Source organism: Pelagibacterium limicola (assembly GCF_015694405.1).
In the GTDB taxonomy this organism is placed as follows: Bacteria; Pseudomonadota; Alphaproteobacteria; order Rhizobiales; family Devosiaceae; genus Pelagibacterium; species Pelagibacterium limicola.
This window is the reverse complement of record NZ_JADQDB010000001.1, coordinates 62530-80700: the sequence shown is the minus strand read 5'-3', so window position 1 is coordinate 80700 and position 18171 is coordinate 62530. Positions and strand designations below refer to the sequence as shown.

The following is an 18171-nucleotide window of genomic DNA, read 5'->3' as shown; positions in this document are numbered from 1 at the left end:
CACCAAATGAATTGGGAGGAACTACAATGAGTTCGGAGGCAGTTTTTGCCCCTTCCGCCGACGTCGTGGCGCGGACCTATGTGACGGCCGCGCAGTACGAGGAAATGTACGCGCGCTCGCTGGCCGACCCTGAGGGGTTCTGGGGCGAGCAGGGCAAGCGTATCGAGTGGATCAAGCCCTACACCAAGGTCAAGAACACCAATTTCGATTGGCCCGACATCTCGATCAAATGGTTCGAAGATGGAGTTTTGAACGTTACCGCAAGTTGTATCGACCGGCATCTGGCGTCCCGGGGTGACCAGACGGCGATCATTTTCGAACCGGACGATCCAGAGGCCGAGGCCCGGCATATCACCTATCGCCAGCTTCATGATGAGGTGTGCCGGTTCGCCAACGTCCTCAAGGGCCTAGGTGTCAAGAAGGGGCACCGGGTAACCATCTACATGCCGATGATCCCTGAAGCTGCGTATGCGATGCTGGCTTGCGCGCGGATTGGTGCGGTGCATTCGGTGGTATTCGGCGGGTTCTCTCCCGATGCGCTTGCAGGCCGCATCAACGACTGCGACAGCGCGGTCGTGGTGACCGCCGATGAGGGACGGCGCGGTGGGAAGTCCGTGCCGCTCAAGGCCAATGTGGATGCCGCGCTGGAGGATTGTCCGGGGGTCGAGAAGGTCCTGGTCGTCAGCAATACCGGCGGCGAGGTCGCGATGAAGGGGAAGCGCGACGTATGGTGGCATGAGGCCGCGGCAGGCGTCGAGCCGTTTTGCGATCCCGAGCCCATGAACGCGGAAGACCCGCTGTTCATCCTTTATACCTCCGGCTCGACGGGCAAACCCAAGGGCGTGCTACATACGACGGGGGGCTATCTCGTCTGGGCGTCGCTGACGCACCAGTTGACGTTCGATTATCGCGACGGCGAGGTTTTTTGGTGCACCGCGGACGTGGGCTGGGTAACTGGTCACTCCTATATCGTTTATGGTCCGCTGGCGAATGGGGCGATCACGCTCATGTTCGAGGGCGTCCCGAGCTATCCCGATGCGGGTCGGTTCTGGGACGTTGTCGACAAGCATAAGGTCAACATCTTCTACACGGCGCCAACGGCAATCCGGGCACTGATGGGTGCGGGGACGGAATTCGTCGCGCGGGCCGATCTTTCGAGCCTGCGGCTGCTCGGATCGGTGGGCGAGCCGATAAATCCCGAGGCCTGGATGTGGTATCATAAGCATGTGGGCCGCGAGCGGTGCGTTATCGTGGATACCTGGTGGCAGACCGAAACCGGTGGGTTCATGATTACGCCGCTTCCCGGTGCCATTGCGACCAAACCGGGTTCGGCGACAAAGCCGTTCTTTGGGGTGAAGCCCGTTGTCCTCGAGCCCGAGAGCGGGAAGATCATCGAGAGTACCGAGGCTTCCGGCGTGCTGGCAATTGCCGACAGCTGGCCGGGACAGATGCGGACCGTTTATGGGGACCACCAGCGGTTCAAGGAGACTTATTTCCAGCAATACAAGGGCTTCTATTTCACCGGTGATGGCTGCCGGCGGGATGTCGATGGCTACTACTGGATCACGGGGCGGGTCGACGACGTGCTCAACATATCCGGCCATCGACTGGGAACCGCGGAGATCGAGAGCGCGCTGGTGGCACATCCAAAGGTTTCGGAAGCGGCGGTGGTCGGCTTCCCGCACGACGTCAAAGGGCAGGGCATCTATTGCTATGTGACATTGATGGCCGGAGAGGAGATGTCCGAGGCGCTCGCGGTTGAATTGCGGAACTGGGTACGCAAGGAAATCGGCCCGATTGCAAGTCCCGACCACATCCAGTTCGCGCCGGGCCTGCCCAAGACCCGCTCAGGCAAGATCATGCGCCGAATCCTGCGCAAGGTCGCCGAGAACGATTTCGGTTCGCTGGGAGATACCTCCACACTGGCCGATCCGATGGTGGTGGATGACCTGATCTCAAACCGGAAGAACCGGTAGATCGGAGCCAGCCAGGTCAAATTTGGTCAATTTTGAGCAAGTGAGGCGAAATCCGCCTCGCTTGCTGATGTTTTTTACGGGTTGTTCAGATCGTAGGGACAAAGTCGGTGCTGTCCGATCTGCCCGAATATATAGGGCAGGGTGGTTTTTAAGGCTTTTTTTGTCGAATATGCGCGGGGGCGAAGTGCACCATCAGGAGCCGATGACAGAATATCGGCAGTGGTTCGTTGCGGCAACGATAGCCATCGTCGTGGTGACGGCTTCCTGGCTCGGCTGGTTGCGACCTGTCGAGGACGGCCTGCAAAACCTGCGGTTCAAGTTGGCGTCCCGCCCCGCGAGCGGGGACATCGTTTTCGTTGAAATCGACCCGGCGGCTCTCGCAAATATTGGCAGCGCTTCCAGGGCGCGGGGGCTTTATGCCGATGTCGTCGCGATTCTGGCCGCCAGCGGCGCAGAAATGATTGTCCTCGACGTCAATTTGCGCGGCAGGCTCGGCTATTTCGACGACAACGAGATGTACAGCGCGCTTTCGAGCGCGGCTGGGCGCGTGCGGACGACGGCGACCATGTCCTCCGGGCCCGATCATGCCCCCGAATTGCCGCTGGAGCGCTTTGCCGCTTTGGCGCCTCCGGTCTTTGTCGGGGTAACGCCCGATCGTGACGGTGTGGTCCGGCGCTACCCGTCGCGGCAGATGCACGAAGGTTGGGTGATCGAATCTCTAGCCACGGCCGTCACGCCTCAGAGGCGTGTTCCCGACGGAGCGTTCCTAGTCGATTTCGGCATCGAACTGGATACCATTCCGCGCGTGCCTGTATCCGCTCTTTTGGGTGACGGCGACGTATCGCCGCTCATCTCGGGTAAGGTCGCTATTGTAGGAGTGAGTGACTTCTCGACGCAGAATGGCGTTATGGTCCCGCGATACGGCATGCTTTCGGCAACGGCCGTCCAACTGTTGGCGGCGGAGACAGTGCGGCAGAACCGGATGCTGAGTAGCTGGCGGGTCGATCCGCCATTCGTGCTGGTCGCATTCTCGGCGATCTTGTTCCTGATACTCCGGCGCAAAATGCCGTTTTTGCTGGCTGCATTCGGTTCTGTTGCCTTCCTGATTATAATCGAGCTTATCACAATCGGCATGCAGTCGCGGATGGGCGTCACCGCACATACGGCTGCAGCGCATGTTTCCCAGTTTGCCGTTATCATCGCGGCTCTCATTCAAGAGCTGGGACAGCGCAACAAGTCGCTTAGCCTCGCTTCAAGGGAGCGCGACTCGATGCGGGGCATTCTCGCGCGGGTTGTCGCCGACAATTTCGATGGCGTTGTCGTCATCGACCATAATGAGGTCATACGGGCCGCGAGCAAAATGGCCGAGGATTTCATCGCGCCGGGCTTGCGGGGCCGATCGGCCTCCGAGGTGCTAGACGATACTTTCCTTGTTCACATCAAGTCCGCCATCAATCTGGGCAAGGCGATGGACCGGGCGCAGGAAGCGACCATCATCCGCCCCGGTGGCGAACGCATTGTGGAATTCGTCGTCACGCTTTCCAGCGTTTCCGAGTGGGAGGATACACGGGAATCGGCGGAGCGTGTTGCCTGCCTCACATTCCGCGATATTACGGAGCGGCGGGAGGCGGCGGCGCGCCTCACCTATCTTGCCGAGCATGATCCGTTGACCGGGGCAGCCTCGCGCATGCGATTCGTCGAGGCAATCAACGAGCAACTGGCCACCCCGCTGGATCGCGCCAGAGGTGTTACGGTACTGCTGGTGGGCCTGGCGCGACTGAAGGCCATCACTGATACGCTGGGGCACGCCTTCGGCGATGAACTGGTACGACAGGCCGTGGACCGGCTGGGCAGCTTGGGGGCCGAATGCGTTGCGCGGCTGGATGGCAACAGGTTCGGGCTCGTGTTCAAGGGGCTTGTCGACACCGACATGCTGTCGCTCGCCGAGACCGTCAAGGAAACCCTCTCGCGTCCCTATGCGCTCGATGGTCACCACGCCATTGTCGGTGCTCGGGTCGGGCTGAGCGATTCAGATCTCTCCGGCTCCGTGCCGGAAGCGATCGTGAGTCACGCGACAATGGCACTTTCGATGGCGGACGATGCTTCGGGCAACGCCACCGTGGTCTTTGCCGCGGAAATGGATGCCCGTATCAAGGGAAAGCAGGAGATGGAAACCGCCCTGCGCGCGGCGCTGGAGCGGGGGCAATTTTCTGTGCATTACCAGCCGCAGGTCGATCTCGATAGTGGCGAAATAATCGGCGTCGAGGCGCTCGCACGATGGACCCATCCCGAACTGGGCAATATCTCACCCGGCGAGTTCATACCTGCCGCCGAGGCGACGGGTTTGATCATCGAGCTGGGCCGCTGGGTTCTGGAAACGGCGTGCGCGGAAGTGGCCACCTGGCCCAAACCGGTGAGGCTCTCGGTCAACGTGTCGCCCATGCAGTTTGAGCATGGAGACATCGTATCGGATGTGCTCGGCGCGCTGGCGAAGTCAGGCCTGGCGCCAGAGCGGCTCGATATTGAGATTACCGAAAGCCTCCTCGTGGCCGAAACCACCCATGTAGGCGACAAACTCCAACTGCTGCGCGGCTGCGGTGTGGGCGTGGCGCTCGACGATTTCGGGACCGGCTATTCCTCACTGAGCTATCTTGGCCGCCTGCCTGTCGACAAAATCAAGATCGACCAGAGCTTCGTAAGGGGGCTGCCGGAGGACGACCACGCGACGGCCATCGTGCGGGCGGTGCTCATGCTGGCCGAGTCGCTCGACAAGGACGTGGTGGCCGAGGGAATAGAGACGCAGGATCAGGCGTGGGTGCTACGGCTGGCCGGTTGCAAGAAGGGGCAGGGCTACTTCTTTGGCCGTCCCGGGCCGGCGCTTGCGATACTGGAACGCCTGGCCGCCTCCGACGCCGACCGGCTTGCCGCCAAAAAGGCGGGATAAGTCGCCCAGGGGATTCCCAGGGTTTTCTACGCGCAACTGGTTTTGTCGAGGTCGCGCGGGCGCCGGAATCGTGCCACTCTGAACGCAATGAACGGAGTGTATATATGCGGTTCTTGCGTAACGCGGCGGCTGCCGCTGTTCTGTTTTTTGGTCCGTCGTCGTCGTTATGGGCGCAGACAATTGAGGACATGGCCGGCCAGATGGTGCTTGTGGGCTTCCAGGGAGCTCACGTATCGGATGAGGGCGTGCGTGCCGTCCGTTCGCAGATTGCAGCGGGAACGATCGGCGGAGTAATGTATCTCCGGCCCAACATCTCGTCGCTGGCGGCTGTCCGTGCGATGAACAGAGGTTTCCGCGCCGCACAGCCCTGGCTACCCCCACTCATCGCGCTCGATCAGGAAGGTGGGCAAATCCGGCGCCTGACCGAGGCCGTGGGGTTTGCTGAAATTCCGTCGGCCCGGCAGATCGGACGGGGCAGTCTGGCGGAGGCGCGGGCTACTTATGGCGATCTCGCTACGCGGCTGGCGGCACTCGGATTCAACCTCAATCTAGGGCCAGTGGTCGATCTCGACCTTAATGCTGATAATCCGATCATCGCGCGTTACGAACGCGCTTTTGGGGTCAACCCCGTGCGCGTCGCGCAGATGGCGGCGATGTTCATAGATGGGCACCGGGCGGCGGGCGTGGGAACCGCGCTCAAGCATTTTCCAGGACATGGATCGAGCACAGGGGATACCCACGAAGGCTTCGTTGACGTCACCGATGTCTGGCAGGAAGTGGAACTTGCGCCTTACCGGCGGTTGGTCAGCGATGGCCTCGCCGACATGGTCATGGTCGCGCATATCTTCAACGCCAATTATGCCGGCAATGGCGACGTGCAGCTTCCGGCCAGCCTCTCGCCGGAATGGATCGAGGGCGTGCTGCGCGACACGCTCGGATTTGAGGGCGTGGTGATCAGCGACGATCTCGAAATGAACGCCGTGCGCGAGCACTTCGACCTGCGCGAAACGATCGTCCGTGCGGTGCTCGCGGGCAACGATATCCTGCTCTTTTCCAATACGGCCATACAGGACCCGGGACTGGGCGCTCAAATCCATGCCATCCTGGTCGAAGAGGCAGAGATCGACCCCGCCTTTGCACGACGCATCGAGGAAAGCTACGGACGGATCGTCGCCCTCAAGGCCAGACTGGCTGGTAAGGGCTAAAGCGGCAATACCGAAAGGCCGGCGCTGGACCGCTTCTAACGGCTGTGGCGCTGTTTCTCATTTGGGAGCGAGTGGTTATAGTGACTGGTGGAAGCGGCAGGGAATCGTCCGGTTCCGGTACGGTTATGCGTTGCGGGGATCCGGTCGCGGATGCAGGAAAATAGTGAGGTCCGGCACTTCAGGACGCTGTTCTTCAGCGACGTGCATCTGGGCATGCAGGCCATACGCGTCGATGAACTGCTGGAATTCCTCTCGGTTCACGACGCGGACACGATTTATATTGTGGGCGACCTGATCGACGGGTGGCGGTTGCAGAAAGAGTGGAACTGGCCGCCCAGCTATGATCAACTGGCTCGGGTCCTATTCCAGAAGGCACACCAAGGCGCAAGGATCGTCTACCTCGCGGGTAATCACGACGAGTTTCTGCGCGATTACCTGGGCACTTATTTCGGGGGTGTCGAAATCGTCGACCGCATGATCCATGTGAGCGCCGACGGCAAACGCTATCTCGTCATCCATGGAGACCAGTTCGACGTCGTCGTCGCCAATGCGAAATGGCTCGCCCATATCGGGGACTGGGCCTACAACTTTGCGCTCAAGATAAATGTGCCGGTCAACTGGGTCCGGCGGCGGATGGGGCTGTCGTACTGGTCCTTGTCGGCATGGGCCAAGCAGAAGGTCAAAAGTGCCGTCTCGGTGATGGGGCGATTCGAGGAGGCGCTTTCGCTCGAAGCCCGGACCAGCGAGGTCGATGGAGTCATATGCGGGCATATCCATCATGCTGCCATGCATAACCGTTTTGGCATCCATTACATGAACTCCGGCGATTGGGTGGAAAGCTGCACGGCGATCGTCGAGAATTATGACGGCGCGTTCGAGTTGATCCGTTGGAAGGACACAGGAGCCCCCGCCAAGCTGCCACGTCGACTGAAAGGGCGGAAGCCACAGTCCGAAGTTTAATCCTTCACTGTGCCCGCTATCGTTTGCGTCTTGCATCGGTGCGTGCGCCGGGGCAATGTCGTGTGTTCCTGGTGCCGTTCGAGCACTTCTCAAGGATATTCCGGATATGACTGCAGCGTCGCCTGCGCGGTTCGCTTCACCCGAGGTGCGTGCCGGGCTTTATTACTTGTCTTTCTACGTGCCGGCAGCCGTGCAGACCCTGCTGCTACCGATCTGGCTGGACGCGCAGGGGATCGGTGAGGAACAGATCGGCCTAATCGCGGCAGTGCCGATCGCCGTGATGATCGTCCTCAACCTGTTGGTCGGGCGGATTGCAGACAAGGCAAGCGACTGGCGAAATGTGATCGTCGTCGCCTCGCTGATAGCGGCCGTTGCCTCGCTGGGACTGGCGATGGTGGACAGCTTCTGGGGGATCCTACTGATCGTTTCGCTGTGTGCCATCCCCATGATGGCGACCGAGCCCGTAATCGATGCGGCTACGATGCGCATGACGCGGCGGAGGGGGAGCGATTTCGCGCGAGTGCGCATTTGGGGCACGGTGGGTTTTGTCGCAATGTCCGCGCTGGCCGGATGGATTTACGGCTGGGCGGGAATTGCAATTTTCGTTCCCCTTTTCATCGCCACCTGCCTGTTGCGCGGGGGAGTTGCCCTGTTGTTGCCCCGGTTTCGGGCACCCGACGGCGAAGCTGTGGCGCCGGTCAACATCGACGCGGCAACCACAATGCGACAGGTACTGCGGCCGTGGTTCGTGCTGGCGCTGGCGGGAGGCGCGGTGCTGCAGGCGAGCCACATGCTGCTGATGAGTTTTGGTGCACTGCTGTGGGTGCGGGCCGGAGTGCCGGAATCCATGCTTGGAATCCTTTGGTCGGTTGCGCCGGTTTTCGAGCTTCTGGTGATCTTTTATTTTGCCCGCATCGCCCGACGGTTTTCAGCGCGGCATCTGCTTCTGTTTGCGTGCATATGCGGAGTGGTGCGGTGGACGGGAATGCCGCTTGCCAGCGAATTGTGGCAGTTCGCGGTGCTTCAGTCCCTGCATATGGCAACGTTCGCCCTGGGCTATATGGGTATGGTGAGCTTTGTTGCGAACTGGACGAGCGAGGATATCGCGGCCCAGGCACAGAGCTTTTATGTCGTGCTCAAACAGGTGGCTTCTGTCCTCGCGCTCATCGCCTTTGGGCCATTGGTAGCGGCGATGGGTATGGACAGCTACTACGTGGCCGCCGGGGTCGCCGGCCTAGGTGGTGCGATGATCGTCATTTCGCTGGCTATGAAGAAAACAAAATAGCACTCGGAGAACAAAAAAACGCGGCCGTAGCGGCCGCGTTTTTTTGTTCTCATGACAGGTAGAGCCGTCAGCCCAGCCTGCCGCTGGCGTGCGCGAGCATGGTGTAAACCTTGCCGCGGCTGCTGACGAGCTGGCCGAAGGTTGCCTGCATTCCGTTGGGACCGTTGGCGGCTTCGCCCAGAAGCTGTTCGAATTCGCTCATATAGGCATTGGCCGTGCGAGCGAATTCCGGGTCGCGCTGGAATTTGCGGCGGACCTCATCGAACGTCGTCTGTCCCGCGATGGTATATAGCCTGCGGTTGAACGCCCCAGACTCGCCATCCTGGTAACGGTTCCACGCGGCGACCAAGGCGTCGTCGTCGATCGACCGGGCAATGTCTTCGGTCAGGCTCGAAAGGTTCAGCGGACGCTGGGTGCCTGCCTGGCTGGCCGAAGCGTTGCGCAGGACGTCGCGAAGCCAGCCGCCTTCCGCGGCGGGAGTCGCCGGCTGGGTACGCGAACGTGCGAGCGCCTCATTGAGTCTTTCGGAAGGCGAGGGTGTCTGGGCGACCTGCGCTGGCGCCGGCTGGCGCACCGGGGCCGGGCGGGGCTGCTGCGCGGGCACAGGTGCCTGGGCCGGAACCGGAGCCGGAGCCGGAGCCGGAGCCGGAGCCGGTTCTGTTCGGCTGGACGCTTCGAAGGTCGTGCGCGGAACTTCGCGGCGCGGGGCGCTGCGGGCGGCCACGTCGTGGGTGCTGGGTTGCGCGCGAACGATGGCGTTGAGTTCGGCAAGCGCCTCGATCTGCTCGGCAACCACCCGCCGCATGGCAGCAGCACTGGCTCGTGTTTCCTCGGGCAGATCGAGGACGGAGCGCTGCAATTCGGAGCGCGTGGCTTCGAGTTCCTGGCCAAGCTGGGAAGCCGTCATCCGCATCGCCTCGGCAGTGTCACCGAAGCGCCGCGTCGCGTCGGCATAGGCCCGCTCGATGTCGGCGAGCACATCGGCTTGGGTTTGCCGCAAGGCATTGCCGGCACGCTCGCCTTCCCCGGCAGCAAGATCTCCAATAGCCTGGATTTGGCCAGTGACGCTGTCGGAGGTCGAGTGGAGCGCATCTTCCATCGCCTTGCGGGCTGCAATGAGGCGGCGTTCGGTCTGGTTGACCGTGTCGGCGATCGACTGTGCGAAGCCACGCAGGCGCGCATCGATTTCCTCGGTGCGCGCAGTGAAGCCCTCTGCCAGCGCGCCCAGCGCAGCGCGGCCGTGCTCGATGGTTTCAGTGGTAGCGTTGTTTGCCTCGGCCAGGTTGGCCGCGGCGCCGGTGAATTCGTTGGTCTCGTTTCGCAGCCGCCCTGACATCTCGCCAAACTGCTCAAGCATGTTCGACATCGCCGATTGCAGTGCATGGACGTGTTGGCCGACGACTTCGCCCGCCTGCTCGGTTCCCGAAAGGGCGTCACGAATGGCTTGCGAGTAGCTCGCAGTCTGCTCGCCGACACTGTTCTGGAGGCGGGCGAGGTTGCCAGTCGAGCTTTCCAGAACCCGCTGGAGGAGGAGGTTGGCGTCGTTGAGCTTGCGCAACGCGTCGGTGACCTCGTGCTGGATGCGGTTGGTCGACTCCGCCATAAGCTCTTCGGAGTCGCGCGCATTGGCTTCGAGCGCGGCACGCAACAGGTTGGTCTGAGCTCCGAGCGCGTTGGTGAGCTGGTTCTGCTTTTCGTCGATCAACTGAGCGAAGCCATCGGCCTGCTGGGCGACGATGCGGTTGAGTTCGGACGCCTTGCGTTCCAGTTCTTCAGCGGTGTGGACGGCGCGGACCTCCACGAGATCCTCGATTTGCACGGCAGCGGTCTTGAACTCGTCCATTGCCTTGCGGACGACAACGTCCATGCGTGCCGCCGTCTGCTCCACCTCAGCGGAGATGTTGGCGGTGACGCTGGCCAGTTTATCGTTAAGGACCGTTTCGATGCGATCGGCACCCGATTCGAGATCCTGCATGGAGCGACCGATGGCGTTGTGGATCGAATCGTTGAGCTTGATCTCGATGCGGTCTGCGCCCGTTTCAAGCTCGCGCATGGACTCAGAAATGGTGCCGTGAATGGATTCGTTGAGGCCGGCCAGTCGCTCGGCGGTGATCTCCGCGCGGGTGGTGATGGCTTCGGGCAATGTACCAAGGCGGTCGTCGACCATTTCGGTGATGGCATCGCGGGCTTCTGCAAGGCGCATTTCGACCTGGTCTGCAGCCGCTTTTGCACTCGTGCTGACCGACTCGGCGGCCTTGTCGATGCGGGCGGTCACGCCGGTTTCGGCATCGCCTATGCGAGCAATGGCACTGTCGATTTCGCGGCCGATATTGAGATTGACCTCCGAAACCTTGCTCTCGATGAGCTGGGAGACTTGCGTTGTGCGGCTCTCCATCGCGCTGGTGACGTTGGTGAGGCTCGTGTCGATGCTTTCGCGGAACGCTTCACCCGTCGCATCCATGGCGGCTGTTATGTCGGCGGTGCGTGAGGAAATCGTCTCGCCGATCCGCAGGGCGCGTTCGTCGAGCGATTCTTCGAGTTGGCGGGCCTTGTCGGAGACGCCTTTTTCCAGCTTGGCGCTGGATTCGTCGATGATCGAGCCAAGGTAGCGTGTGCGCTCGGAGAGGGTTTCGCTGAGCTGTCCGGCCGTGATGTCGAGCATCGAATTCATGGCCGCGGCGCGTTCGGATAGAGTGTCGTCAAGTTGGGTGGTGCGGGCCGATAGGGTAGTGTCGAGTTGACCCAGGCGCGAGTCGAGAGTGTTGGCCAGAGTTTCGGTACGTTCCGCCGTCACATTTGCAAAAGCGTCGGACCGTTCATCGAGCTTGGCGGTCAGCGAGGCGCTCCGCTCGTCGACCAGCGAGGCAAAAGCCTGGGTGCGGCGGTCAAGTCCCTCGTTGAGAGCCTGCGCCTTTTCACCGATCGTTGATTCAAGTCGCCCGGCAATTTCGGTGAACTGGCCGGTGTGGCCGTCGAGAGCAGCGATGAGCTTCTCGCCCTTTTCGCCCACGACGGAATCGACCTGACTGATGCGGTTGTCCAGAACCACCGAAATCTCGTCGATGCGGGCGTTCAGCTGCGACAGCGTGCCCTCGCCGGCGCGGGCGAGATGCTCGCGGGTACGGTCGACCGATTCCTGAAGCGAGCCATCCAGTTGCAGCGCGAGGGTCTGAATCTGGCTTTCGAGTGCGTTAGACTGAATCGAGAAGGTTTCGTCCAGCCGCTCGGTGATGCGTCCCAATGTCGATTGGGCCTCGTCGGCGCGGGCCTGGATATCGGTCGAAAGCCTCTGGCCCAACGCAGCGAAGGTCGAGCCAAGCACTTCACCGCGTCGGGTGAAATCAGTGAGGATGGTTTCTGATGTCGCGTTGAGCATTTCGGTCAGCGCGCCGGCCTTGTCTTCTATCGCGGTGGAAACCGAGATGGTGTGGCTGTCGAGCGCATTGACGAGACTGTCGATGCGGGCGTCGACCGTGCCAGCGATTGCAGTCGCGCGGGCGTCGAGCGCGTGGGTCAGAGCCTCGGTCCGATCCTTGAAGGCTGTTTCGATGCGATCGGCCTGACCTTCGAGCGCCGAGGTGATGGTGCTCGACCCGGTAGCGAGGGCATCGACGAGGCCGTCTATGCGCGCGTCGACCGCCCCGGCGATCGAGTCGGCTCGGACGTCCAGAGCCTGTGTAAGCGCAGCGGTGCGTTCGGTGAACGTGGTCTCGATACGGTCCGCCTGGCCATTGAGGACAGACGCGATGCTGGTCGAGCCGGAAGCAAGGACTGTTTCGAGCCGTTCCGTCGTGGCGCCTATGACCTCTGTCACCGACGAAGCGCGATCCGTGAGGGCCCCATCGAGTCGGCTGGCGCTATCATCGAGCGCCATGATGAGGTCGGCGGTGCGGCTGTCTATGGACTCTACAAACGAGCGGCTACGTGAATCGAAAGCCGTCTCGAGCGAGGTACCGGCGGTTTCGAGGGCACCAGTGATCTCGCTACCCGTGGTGCGAAGCCGCTCGGTGATCGAGTTGCCGAGCGTATCGAGTTCTCCCGATACGTTGCCGTGCACGGCAGCGATGGCATCGCGCATCCGCTCGGCGTTCGTGACAACCGACTCGCGCTGGCTGGCGAGTTCCTCGATCAGTTGCCGCATGCGTGTTTCGTTATCCGAATAGGAGCGTTCGAGTGCTGTCACCTCGTTATGCACCATCACCTCCAGTTCGGAGGCGCGTGAAAGGGCGCGCTCGAGCCCGTCGCCAATGGCATTGACCTCGCGGCGTACCGCCTGTCCTACGGTGGCGATCTTGTGTGCGGCCGCGGACTCAGGCTCGTTGAGCCGGATCGCAGCCTGGGTCATGGAGGCGGCAGCTACCCTCAAGTCCTGCGCGCGGCGCACGAGGAAGCCGACGGCGAGCATTGCCAGGACCGGCAGCGCAACGATGGCGGCGAGGGCGGCAAAATCGAGGCTGCGCGCGAATTCGGCAAGGGTAAGGCCCTCGGCGAACTGCGCGCCATAGCGCATCCAAGCGATGGCACCTACACCCGCGACCCAGAGAAGCGAGGCGATGACGGCGACCCATATGGCTGCGCCCGAGGGGCGCGCGTTCAGCCCGTAAAGGAGCGCTGCGGCGCTCGAGCGGTCGTCATTGGCTATGGAAGACGCCTGGGCGGCTATCTTGTCGGCGGCCTTGAGCCGCTCACTGGCAGTGGGCGCTTCCTTGCGCGCCTCTCTGCGTCCGGGCTGGCTTTCGACCTTACGGGCCGGCTTGTCGTCCATCGAAAAGATCGATTCCTTCAGTGCATCCTCGACAGCCGAAAACGCAAGTGCTGCCGGATCGTCCTTGGGAGGGGTCGATTTGTTCGCCATACTCTTTACTACTCTTCACTTTGTGCGCCGCCACGCCGTGAGCGACAAACAGCCGGCCGTGGCGCAAGAAAGCCGCGCATACAGCCTGCCGATGATGTGAACCCTGAACTGAGGCGTCCCCCGGACAGAGCAAACCCCCACACCGTCGCCTGATCTAACATATCCTTATACACCGATAGGTGCGGTTGCTGAAATCTTTATTAAAAGTTCGTTAACGACTTTTTCACGCATGTCGCTTGAGCGGGGAAATCAAGAGTTTTCCCAACCCGGTTAAGCCTTTGTTCGCCCGTCTTTCACTAAAATGAATGAAAGACCGCGGAGGAGGCTGACATGGCCCGCATACACTCTCTGCCATTTGCCGAACCCGGACGCCCACACAGCACGGTGCGGCCGATCGATCTGGTTCACCTCGCCCGCCAAACGCTGGGTGACGATGCGCTGAAGATTGAGGTTCTGCGACTTTTCAATCAACAGATCGTCCACTATTTCGAGCGTGTGCGCATGGCAACGGAGCCGCATGAAATTGCTATGGGCCTGCATACCCTGAAAGGCGCTGCACAGGGCGTGGGGGCTTTCGTTCTTGCCGACATTGTCAGGGCTGCCGAAGCCGACTACCGGGCAACGGGTCAGCTCGATGACGAAATGCTCGATGATATTGCTATGGCCGTCAACGAGGTCCAAAACTATGTCGGCGGTCTGATTGCTCAGGCGGACGCGGGCGGTATGAGGCAATAGGGCGCTTGCCCGGCGGGGCCGGTGTGCCTATATCCGGGCCGACATCCATTTCCCTTCGAGCCTTCGATGCCCACTGTTACCTTTATTGAACCCGATGGCACGCGCCGAGAAATCGATGCCGAGAACGGCGCGACGCTGATGGAAACGGCTATCCGAAACGGCGTGCGGGGAATCGTTGCAGAATGTGGCGGGGCCTGCACCTGCGCCACCTGTCATGTCTATGTCGAGACCGAATGGTTCGGGACGACGGGGGGACCATCCTCGATGGAAGAAGACATGCTCGATTTTGCATTCGACGTGCGCGAGACGAGCCGGCTTTCGTGCCAGATCAAGATCAGGGACGAGTTGGACGGGCTTGTCGTAAACGTGCCCAGCCGGCAGGGGTGAAGAAACACCCCTGCGCTACGCCGCGGATGCGCTAGTTGCTCAAGCGTTCGGCAATCTGTCCGAAAAGATCGAGATCGCCTGCTTCAGGAATGGTCGGATCCGGTGTGTGGCTCGTCTTGACGATAACCATATCGTTGGCGGGGTCGATATAGATGTATTGGTGGTGAAGCCCCAGCGCCATGAAGGCATCGGAATCGGGCAGGGTCCACCATTGATACTGGTATCCCATGGGACTATCGGGCTCGGTCGGTTCGTAGCCTTCGTCGGGAATGGTCGCTTCCCGTACCCAATCGGCCGGTATTACCTGATTTCCATTCGCCACGCCGCCGTTCAGGATCATGAGGCCGAAACGGGCATGATCGCGCGCGGTAGCCGCGAGGCCTGCCCCGAAGAATTCCCGCCCTACGGAGTCCGGCCCGTCCATGATCCAGTAGGCGTCGCTCTCCATTCCAGCGGGCTTCCAGAGCTTTTCGGACATGAATTCCGCTCCCGTTTTCCCGACCACCCTTTCGACGATACAGCCGAGGACGCTGGTATCCAAAGTGGCATAATTGAATACGGCGTCGGGGGCATTAGGGCTGGGTTGGGACTCGTTGGCTGCGTAATCGCACCAGCGGTAATTGTAGAGGACGAGCGCGTTGTCGTGCACCTGGGTTAGCTGCGTGTCGCTGCCGAACTGGTAGACCTCCAGCCAATCCACTCCCGAACGCATCCGCAGCAGATCGCGAATGGTGGGGCCATCGTAACCGGAGCCTTCCATCTCCGGGAGGTAGTCCGTCACCTTATCGTCCAGGCTTTCGATGGCGCCATCTGCCAGCGCGAGGCCAACCAGCGTCGAAACATAGGATTTGGCCACCGAAAAGGTCAGGAAGCGCGTCGCCTCATCGCTGTTGTTGCGGTAATTCTCGTAGACGATCTTCCCGTCCTTGATGACCACCAGAGCGTTGGTGAATAGGCTTTCGAGCGCATCTTCGAGCGGCATTGTTTCGCCAAGAATTGTGTATTCTCCTTCAAGCGCGATCGGCTCGACGGGCAACTCCCAAATATCGCTGCCTGCCTCGACCGTGCGGGTCGCGAATGACTTATCCATGTGCTGGAACGTAAGATAGTTGAGCGCCGGCTCGAACATATGTGCGCGCGCATTTATCATGGTTGGGGTGAGCCAACGCTGGTCGTCGTTGGCGAAAGCAGAAGTGGCGGGCAGGGTGCCTGCGAGCAGCGCCGCCACCACACAGGGCAGAAGCGCCGAATTGAGTTTCGACATAGGGTTCTCCTCCGTTTGAGATTTCCCGGGAGCGGGCGCTCCTCATGCGTCCAGCGGCCCCGGAAGTTTGCGGTCGCCTCGATCGGGGATCGATGTTACCATTGGTAACATTGCTCGTGGCGGTTTGTCCGTCAAGCCGCGCGGCGTTCGACTTAAGTTGAAGCAGTGCTGAAGATGAGGTAGGCGGCGGGGATCAAGACGAGAAGGGCATTGATCGTGGAAGCAGAGGGCCGGAAAAAGAGCGGCTATCACCACGCCGATCTGAGCAGCGCGCTGCAGGAGGCCGCGCTGGATCTCATTGCCGAGCGGGACGGTCCGGCTTTTTCGCTCCGGGAGTTGGCCGCGGTTCTGGGGGTCACCCATGCGGCGGTCTACCGGCATTTTGCGGATAAGGCGTCTCTTTTGGATGTTCTTGCCGGGCGTGGATTTACGTTGCTGCACGAATACCAGAAACGCGAACTCGAACGGTCGCCGCCCGATCCCTATGAGCAGCTGCTAGCGCTGGGCGCGGCTTACATCCAGTTCGCGCTGGACAAGCCTGGCGCGTTCTTGCTGATTTTCGGCAACCGCGGGGAGGAAGTGCGCCGGGCCAAAGCCCGCGAGGAAAACAATGCCGCCGCGCTAAACACCCTCCTACATGCCATCGAGCGTGCCCAGAAGTGCGGTGTGCTTCTAGAAGGCGATCCTCAGAAGATTGCCGGCTTTCTCGTGATGGCTCCCCACGGCTATGCCTGCTATTCCAGCCAGGACCGCGCCAAAATCGGCTCAGGCGCGCTGGCCCTGTCTGCCCGCCAGCTTGCGGAGATCAATCTGATTCCGGTTCTAGCCAATCCCCCGGCCCCGAGCGAAATCCTCGAGCGTTATTTCCGGTGACGAGCCTGCTAAAGCGTCAAGTCGCCCCAAAAGCCATAATCTACTCGTTTAGTAGTGTTTCTAGCCGTTGTCTTGAGCGGGAATATTATTCGCTCCTTGGAATACGGTTTGCTGCTGCGTTCTAACCACGCAAACTCAAAGGAAATAAATAGGCGGCGAGCATCGGCGAGCTTGCTGTCTGGCCGGGAATTCCTTATTTTTTAAGGCGTTTCCGGATAGGATTGCGATGATCCCTTCCGAAGGAACCCCCGAAAATTACGCTATTGGATCGCCTGGAGACGAACTGACTTTGGCCCGGCTCGATACATTCCCGATTTCCTACCGCGTTGCAGGACGGCGGATCGTCATCGTCGGCGGCGACGACGAAGCGCTGGCCAAGGCGCGTCTAGCGGTGAAGACGAGTGCAGAGGTCGTTCTGTTTGCGGATGCGTTCGAGGCGAATTTTACAGGACTGGATGTGACGCTGGTCGAGCGCGGCGTAGAGGCTTCCGATTTCGAGAATGCAGCGCTGGTCTTCGTTGCCGATCACGGACATGAAGGCGCGAGGGCGCGAGGGCTGGCCAAGGCCGCCGGGATTCCTGTCAACGAGGTCGACGTTCCAGAGCATTGCGATTTTTTCACGCCCGCGATCATCGACCGTGCTCCAATATCCATTGCCATTTCCTCGGAAGGCGACGCGCCGGTGCTCGCTCGCCTGATCCGCGCTCGGATCGAGGCGTTGCTTTCGCCCGGGCTCGGCGATTTGGCGAGACTGGCCGGTGCGATGCGCGAGAAGGTCACTGCCGCATTTTCTGATGGTGCGGCGCGGCGGCGTTATTATGAGGCGCTGGTGACATCACCTGCAATCGAGAAGGCGATCGCTGCCGGGCAAGGCGCGCAAATGGCAGATGCACTGCTCGAAGCGCACACTGCGGACGGACAAGGGCAGGGCGTTGTGTGGCTGATTGGCGCCGGGCCTGGCGCAGAGGACCTTTTGACCCTGCGCGCGCAACGGCTACTGCAGGAAGCAGATGTCATCGTTCATGACGGGCTGGTTCCTGCCGCCGTGATAGAAATGGGTCGGCGGGATGCCGAGCGCATTGCCGTCGGCAAGGCCAAAGGACTTCACTCTTTCTCGCAGGCGCAGATCAACACATTGGTCATTCGCCTGGCCCGAGAGGGCAAGCGCGTCGCCCGGCTCAAGTCGGGAGACCCTATGGTTTTCGGTCGCGCGGGAGAAGAAATCACCGCGTTGCGGAAGGCGGGGATCGACTATGCGATCGTGCCCGGGGTTACGGCAGCGCTTGCGGCTGCTGCTGATACATCGACTCCGGTGACGTTGCGCAAGGTTTCCTCGGGATTCGTTTTCGCCACGGCGCACGGTGCGGGCAATGACGACCTCAACCACTGGGCATCGCTTGCCGCTTCGGGGCTGACGCTCGGGCTTTACATGGGCAAGTCGGTTGCGTCGCAGGTAGCGGCCGATCTCGTGGACCGCGGGCTGGATAAGGCGACGCCGGTCGGGGTCGTCGTGAATGCGGGACGACCGGACCGGGTGCTTTATTCAGGAACGCTCGACGGGCTGGCTGCAAACTCAGTGACGTTCGCTGAGGGGCCCGCGATCATTTTCATCGGCGATGCAGTGACGCATGGCAATTGGGCCGAAGCTGAGAAGCTTGCGCCCCCGGAATTCAAAGTAGCGTAAGAA

General features: G+C 61.1%; 11 protein-coding genes. 9 read left to right on the top strand and 2 right to left on the bottom strand.

The genetic code is table 11. The features are described from left to right. The first annotated feature begins 26 nt into the window (after positions 1–26). The 5 genes from acs to I2G20_RS00355 all read left to right on the top strand — a co-directional run bounded on the left by acs (position 27) and on the right by I2G20_RS00355 (position 8370). The gene (gene acs, locus I2G20_RS00375) at positions 27–1976 is read left to right on the top strand and encodes an acetate--CoA ligase (RefSeq protein WP_196257703.1); all 1950 of its coding nucleotides are present in this window, start codon (positions 27–29) and stop codon (positions 1974–1976) included. Between the two features lie 202 nt (positions 1977–2178). Next, positions 2179–4920, top strand: a complete 2742-nt coding sequence (locus tag I2G20_RS00370) for an EAL domain-containing protein (protein WP_196257702.1) — start codon at positions 2179–2181, stop codon at positions 4918–4920. 104 nt (positions 4921–5024) lie between these two features. Further along, a complete protein-coding gene (locus I2G20_RS00365) occupies positions 5025–6125 on the top strand; it encodes a glycoside hydrolase family 3 protein (RefSeq protein ID WP_196257701.1) in 1101 nt (366 codons plus the stop codon). A gap of 150 nt (positions 6126–6275) precedes the next feature. After that, on the top strand, positions 6276–7085 hold the full coding sequence (locus I2G20_RS00360) for a UDP-2,3-diacylglucosamine diphosphatase (RefSeq protein ID WP_196257700.1): 810 nt from the start codon (positions 6276–6278) through the stop codon (positions 7083–7085). 106 nt (positions 7086–7191) lie between these two features. Continuing rightward, on the top strand, positions 7192–8370 hold the full coding sequence (locus I2G20_RS00355; RefSeq protein WP_196257699.1) for an MFS transporter: 1179 nt from the start codon (positions 7192–7194) through the stop codon (positions 8368–8370). Positions 8371–8437: 67 nt separating this feature from the next. On the opposite strand, the gene I2G20_RS00350 is transcribed toward I2G20_RS00355, so the two are convergent. Further along, positions 8438–13225: an apolipoprotein A-IV repeat region-like domain-containing protein gene (locus tag I2G20_RS00350; RefSeq protein WP_196257698.1), complete on the bottom strand. Its 4788-nt coding sequence runs from the start codon at positions 13223–13225 to the stop codon at positions 8438–8440. Positions 13226–13555: 330 nt separating this feature from the next. Here I2G20_RS00350 and I2G20_RS00345 point away from each other — a divergent pair, with 330 nt between their 5' ends. Then, complete coding sequence (locus tag I2G20_RS00345) at positions 13556–13960, top strand: Hpt domain-containing protein (protein WP_196257697.1); 405 nt, start codon at positions 13556–13558, stop codon at positions 13958–13960. Positions 13961–14026: 66 nt separating this feature from the next. Beyond that, entirely contained in the window at positions 14027–14347 is a 321-nt protein-coding gene (locus I2G20_RS00340) for a 2Fe-2S iron-sulfur cluster-binding protein (protein WP_196257696.1), read from the top strand. A gap of 31 nt (positions 14348–14378) precedes the next feature. Here I2G20_RS00340 and I2G20_RS00335 read toward each other — a convergent pair whose 3' ends face one another. After that, entirely contained in the window at positions 14379–15611 is a 1233-nt protein-coding gene (locus I2G20_RS00335; RefSeq protein WP_196257695.1) for a serine hydrolase domain-containing protein, read from the bottom strand. A gap of 216 nt (positions 15612–15827) precedes the next feature. Here I2G20_RS00335 and I2G20_RS00330 point away from each other — a divergent pair, with 216 nt between their 5' ends. Beyond that, entirely contained in the window at positions 15828–16484 is a 657-nt protein-coding gene (locus I2G20_RS00330; protein ID WP_343070296.1) for a TetR/AcrR family transcriptional regulator, read from the top strand. 226 nt (positions 16485–16710) lie between these two features. After that, complete coding sequence (gene cysG, locus I2G20_RS00325) at positions 16711–18168, top strand: siroheme synthase CysG (RefSeq protein WP_196257693.1); 1458 nt, start codon at positions 16711–16713, stop codon at positions 18166–18168. Positions 18169–18171 lie beyond the last annotated feature (3 nt).

Coding starts and splice junctions, on each gene's coding strand:
- acs (WP_196257703.1), top strand. CDS start 27: ATGAGTTCGGAGGCAGTTTTTGCCCCTTCCGCCGACGTCGTGGCGCGG.
- I2G20_RS00370 (WP_196257702.1), top strand. CDS start 2,179: ATGACAGAATATCGGCAGTGGTTCGTTGCGGCAACGATAGCCATCGTC.
- I2G20_RS00365 (WP_196257701.1), top strand. CDS start 5,025: ATGCGGTTCTTGCGTAACGCGGCGGCTGCCGCTGTTCTGTTTTTTGGT.
- I2G20_RS00360 (WP_196257700.1), top strand. CDS start 6,276: ATGCAGGAAAATAGTGAGGTCCGGCACTTCAGGACGCTGTTCTTCAGC.
- I2G20_RS00355 (WP_196257699.1), top strand. CDS start 7,192: ATGACTGCAGCGTCGCCTGCGCGGTTCGCTTCACCCGAGGTGCGTGCC.
- I2G20_RS00350 (WP_196257698.1), bottom strand. CDS start 13,225: ATGGCGAACAAATCGACCCCTCCCAAGGACGATCCGGCAGCACTTGCG.
- I2G20_RS00345 (WP_196257697.1), top strand. CDS start 13,556: ATGGCCCGCATACACTCTCTGCCATTTGCCGAACCCGGACGCCCACAC.
- I2G20_RS00340 (WP_196257696.1), top strand. CDS start 14,027: ATGCCCACTGTTACCTTTATTGAACCCGATGGCACGCGCCGAGAAATC.
- I2G20_RS00335 (WP_196257695.1), bottom strand. CDS start 15,611: ATGTCGAAACTCAATTCGGCGCTTCTGCCCTGTGTGGTGGCGGCGCTG.
- cysG (WP_196257693.1), top strand. CDS start 16,711: ATGATCCCTTCCGAAGGAACCCCCGAAAATTACGCTATTGGATCGCCT.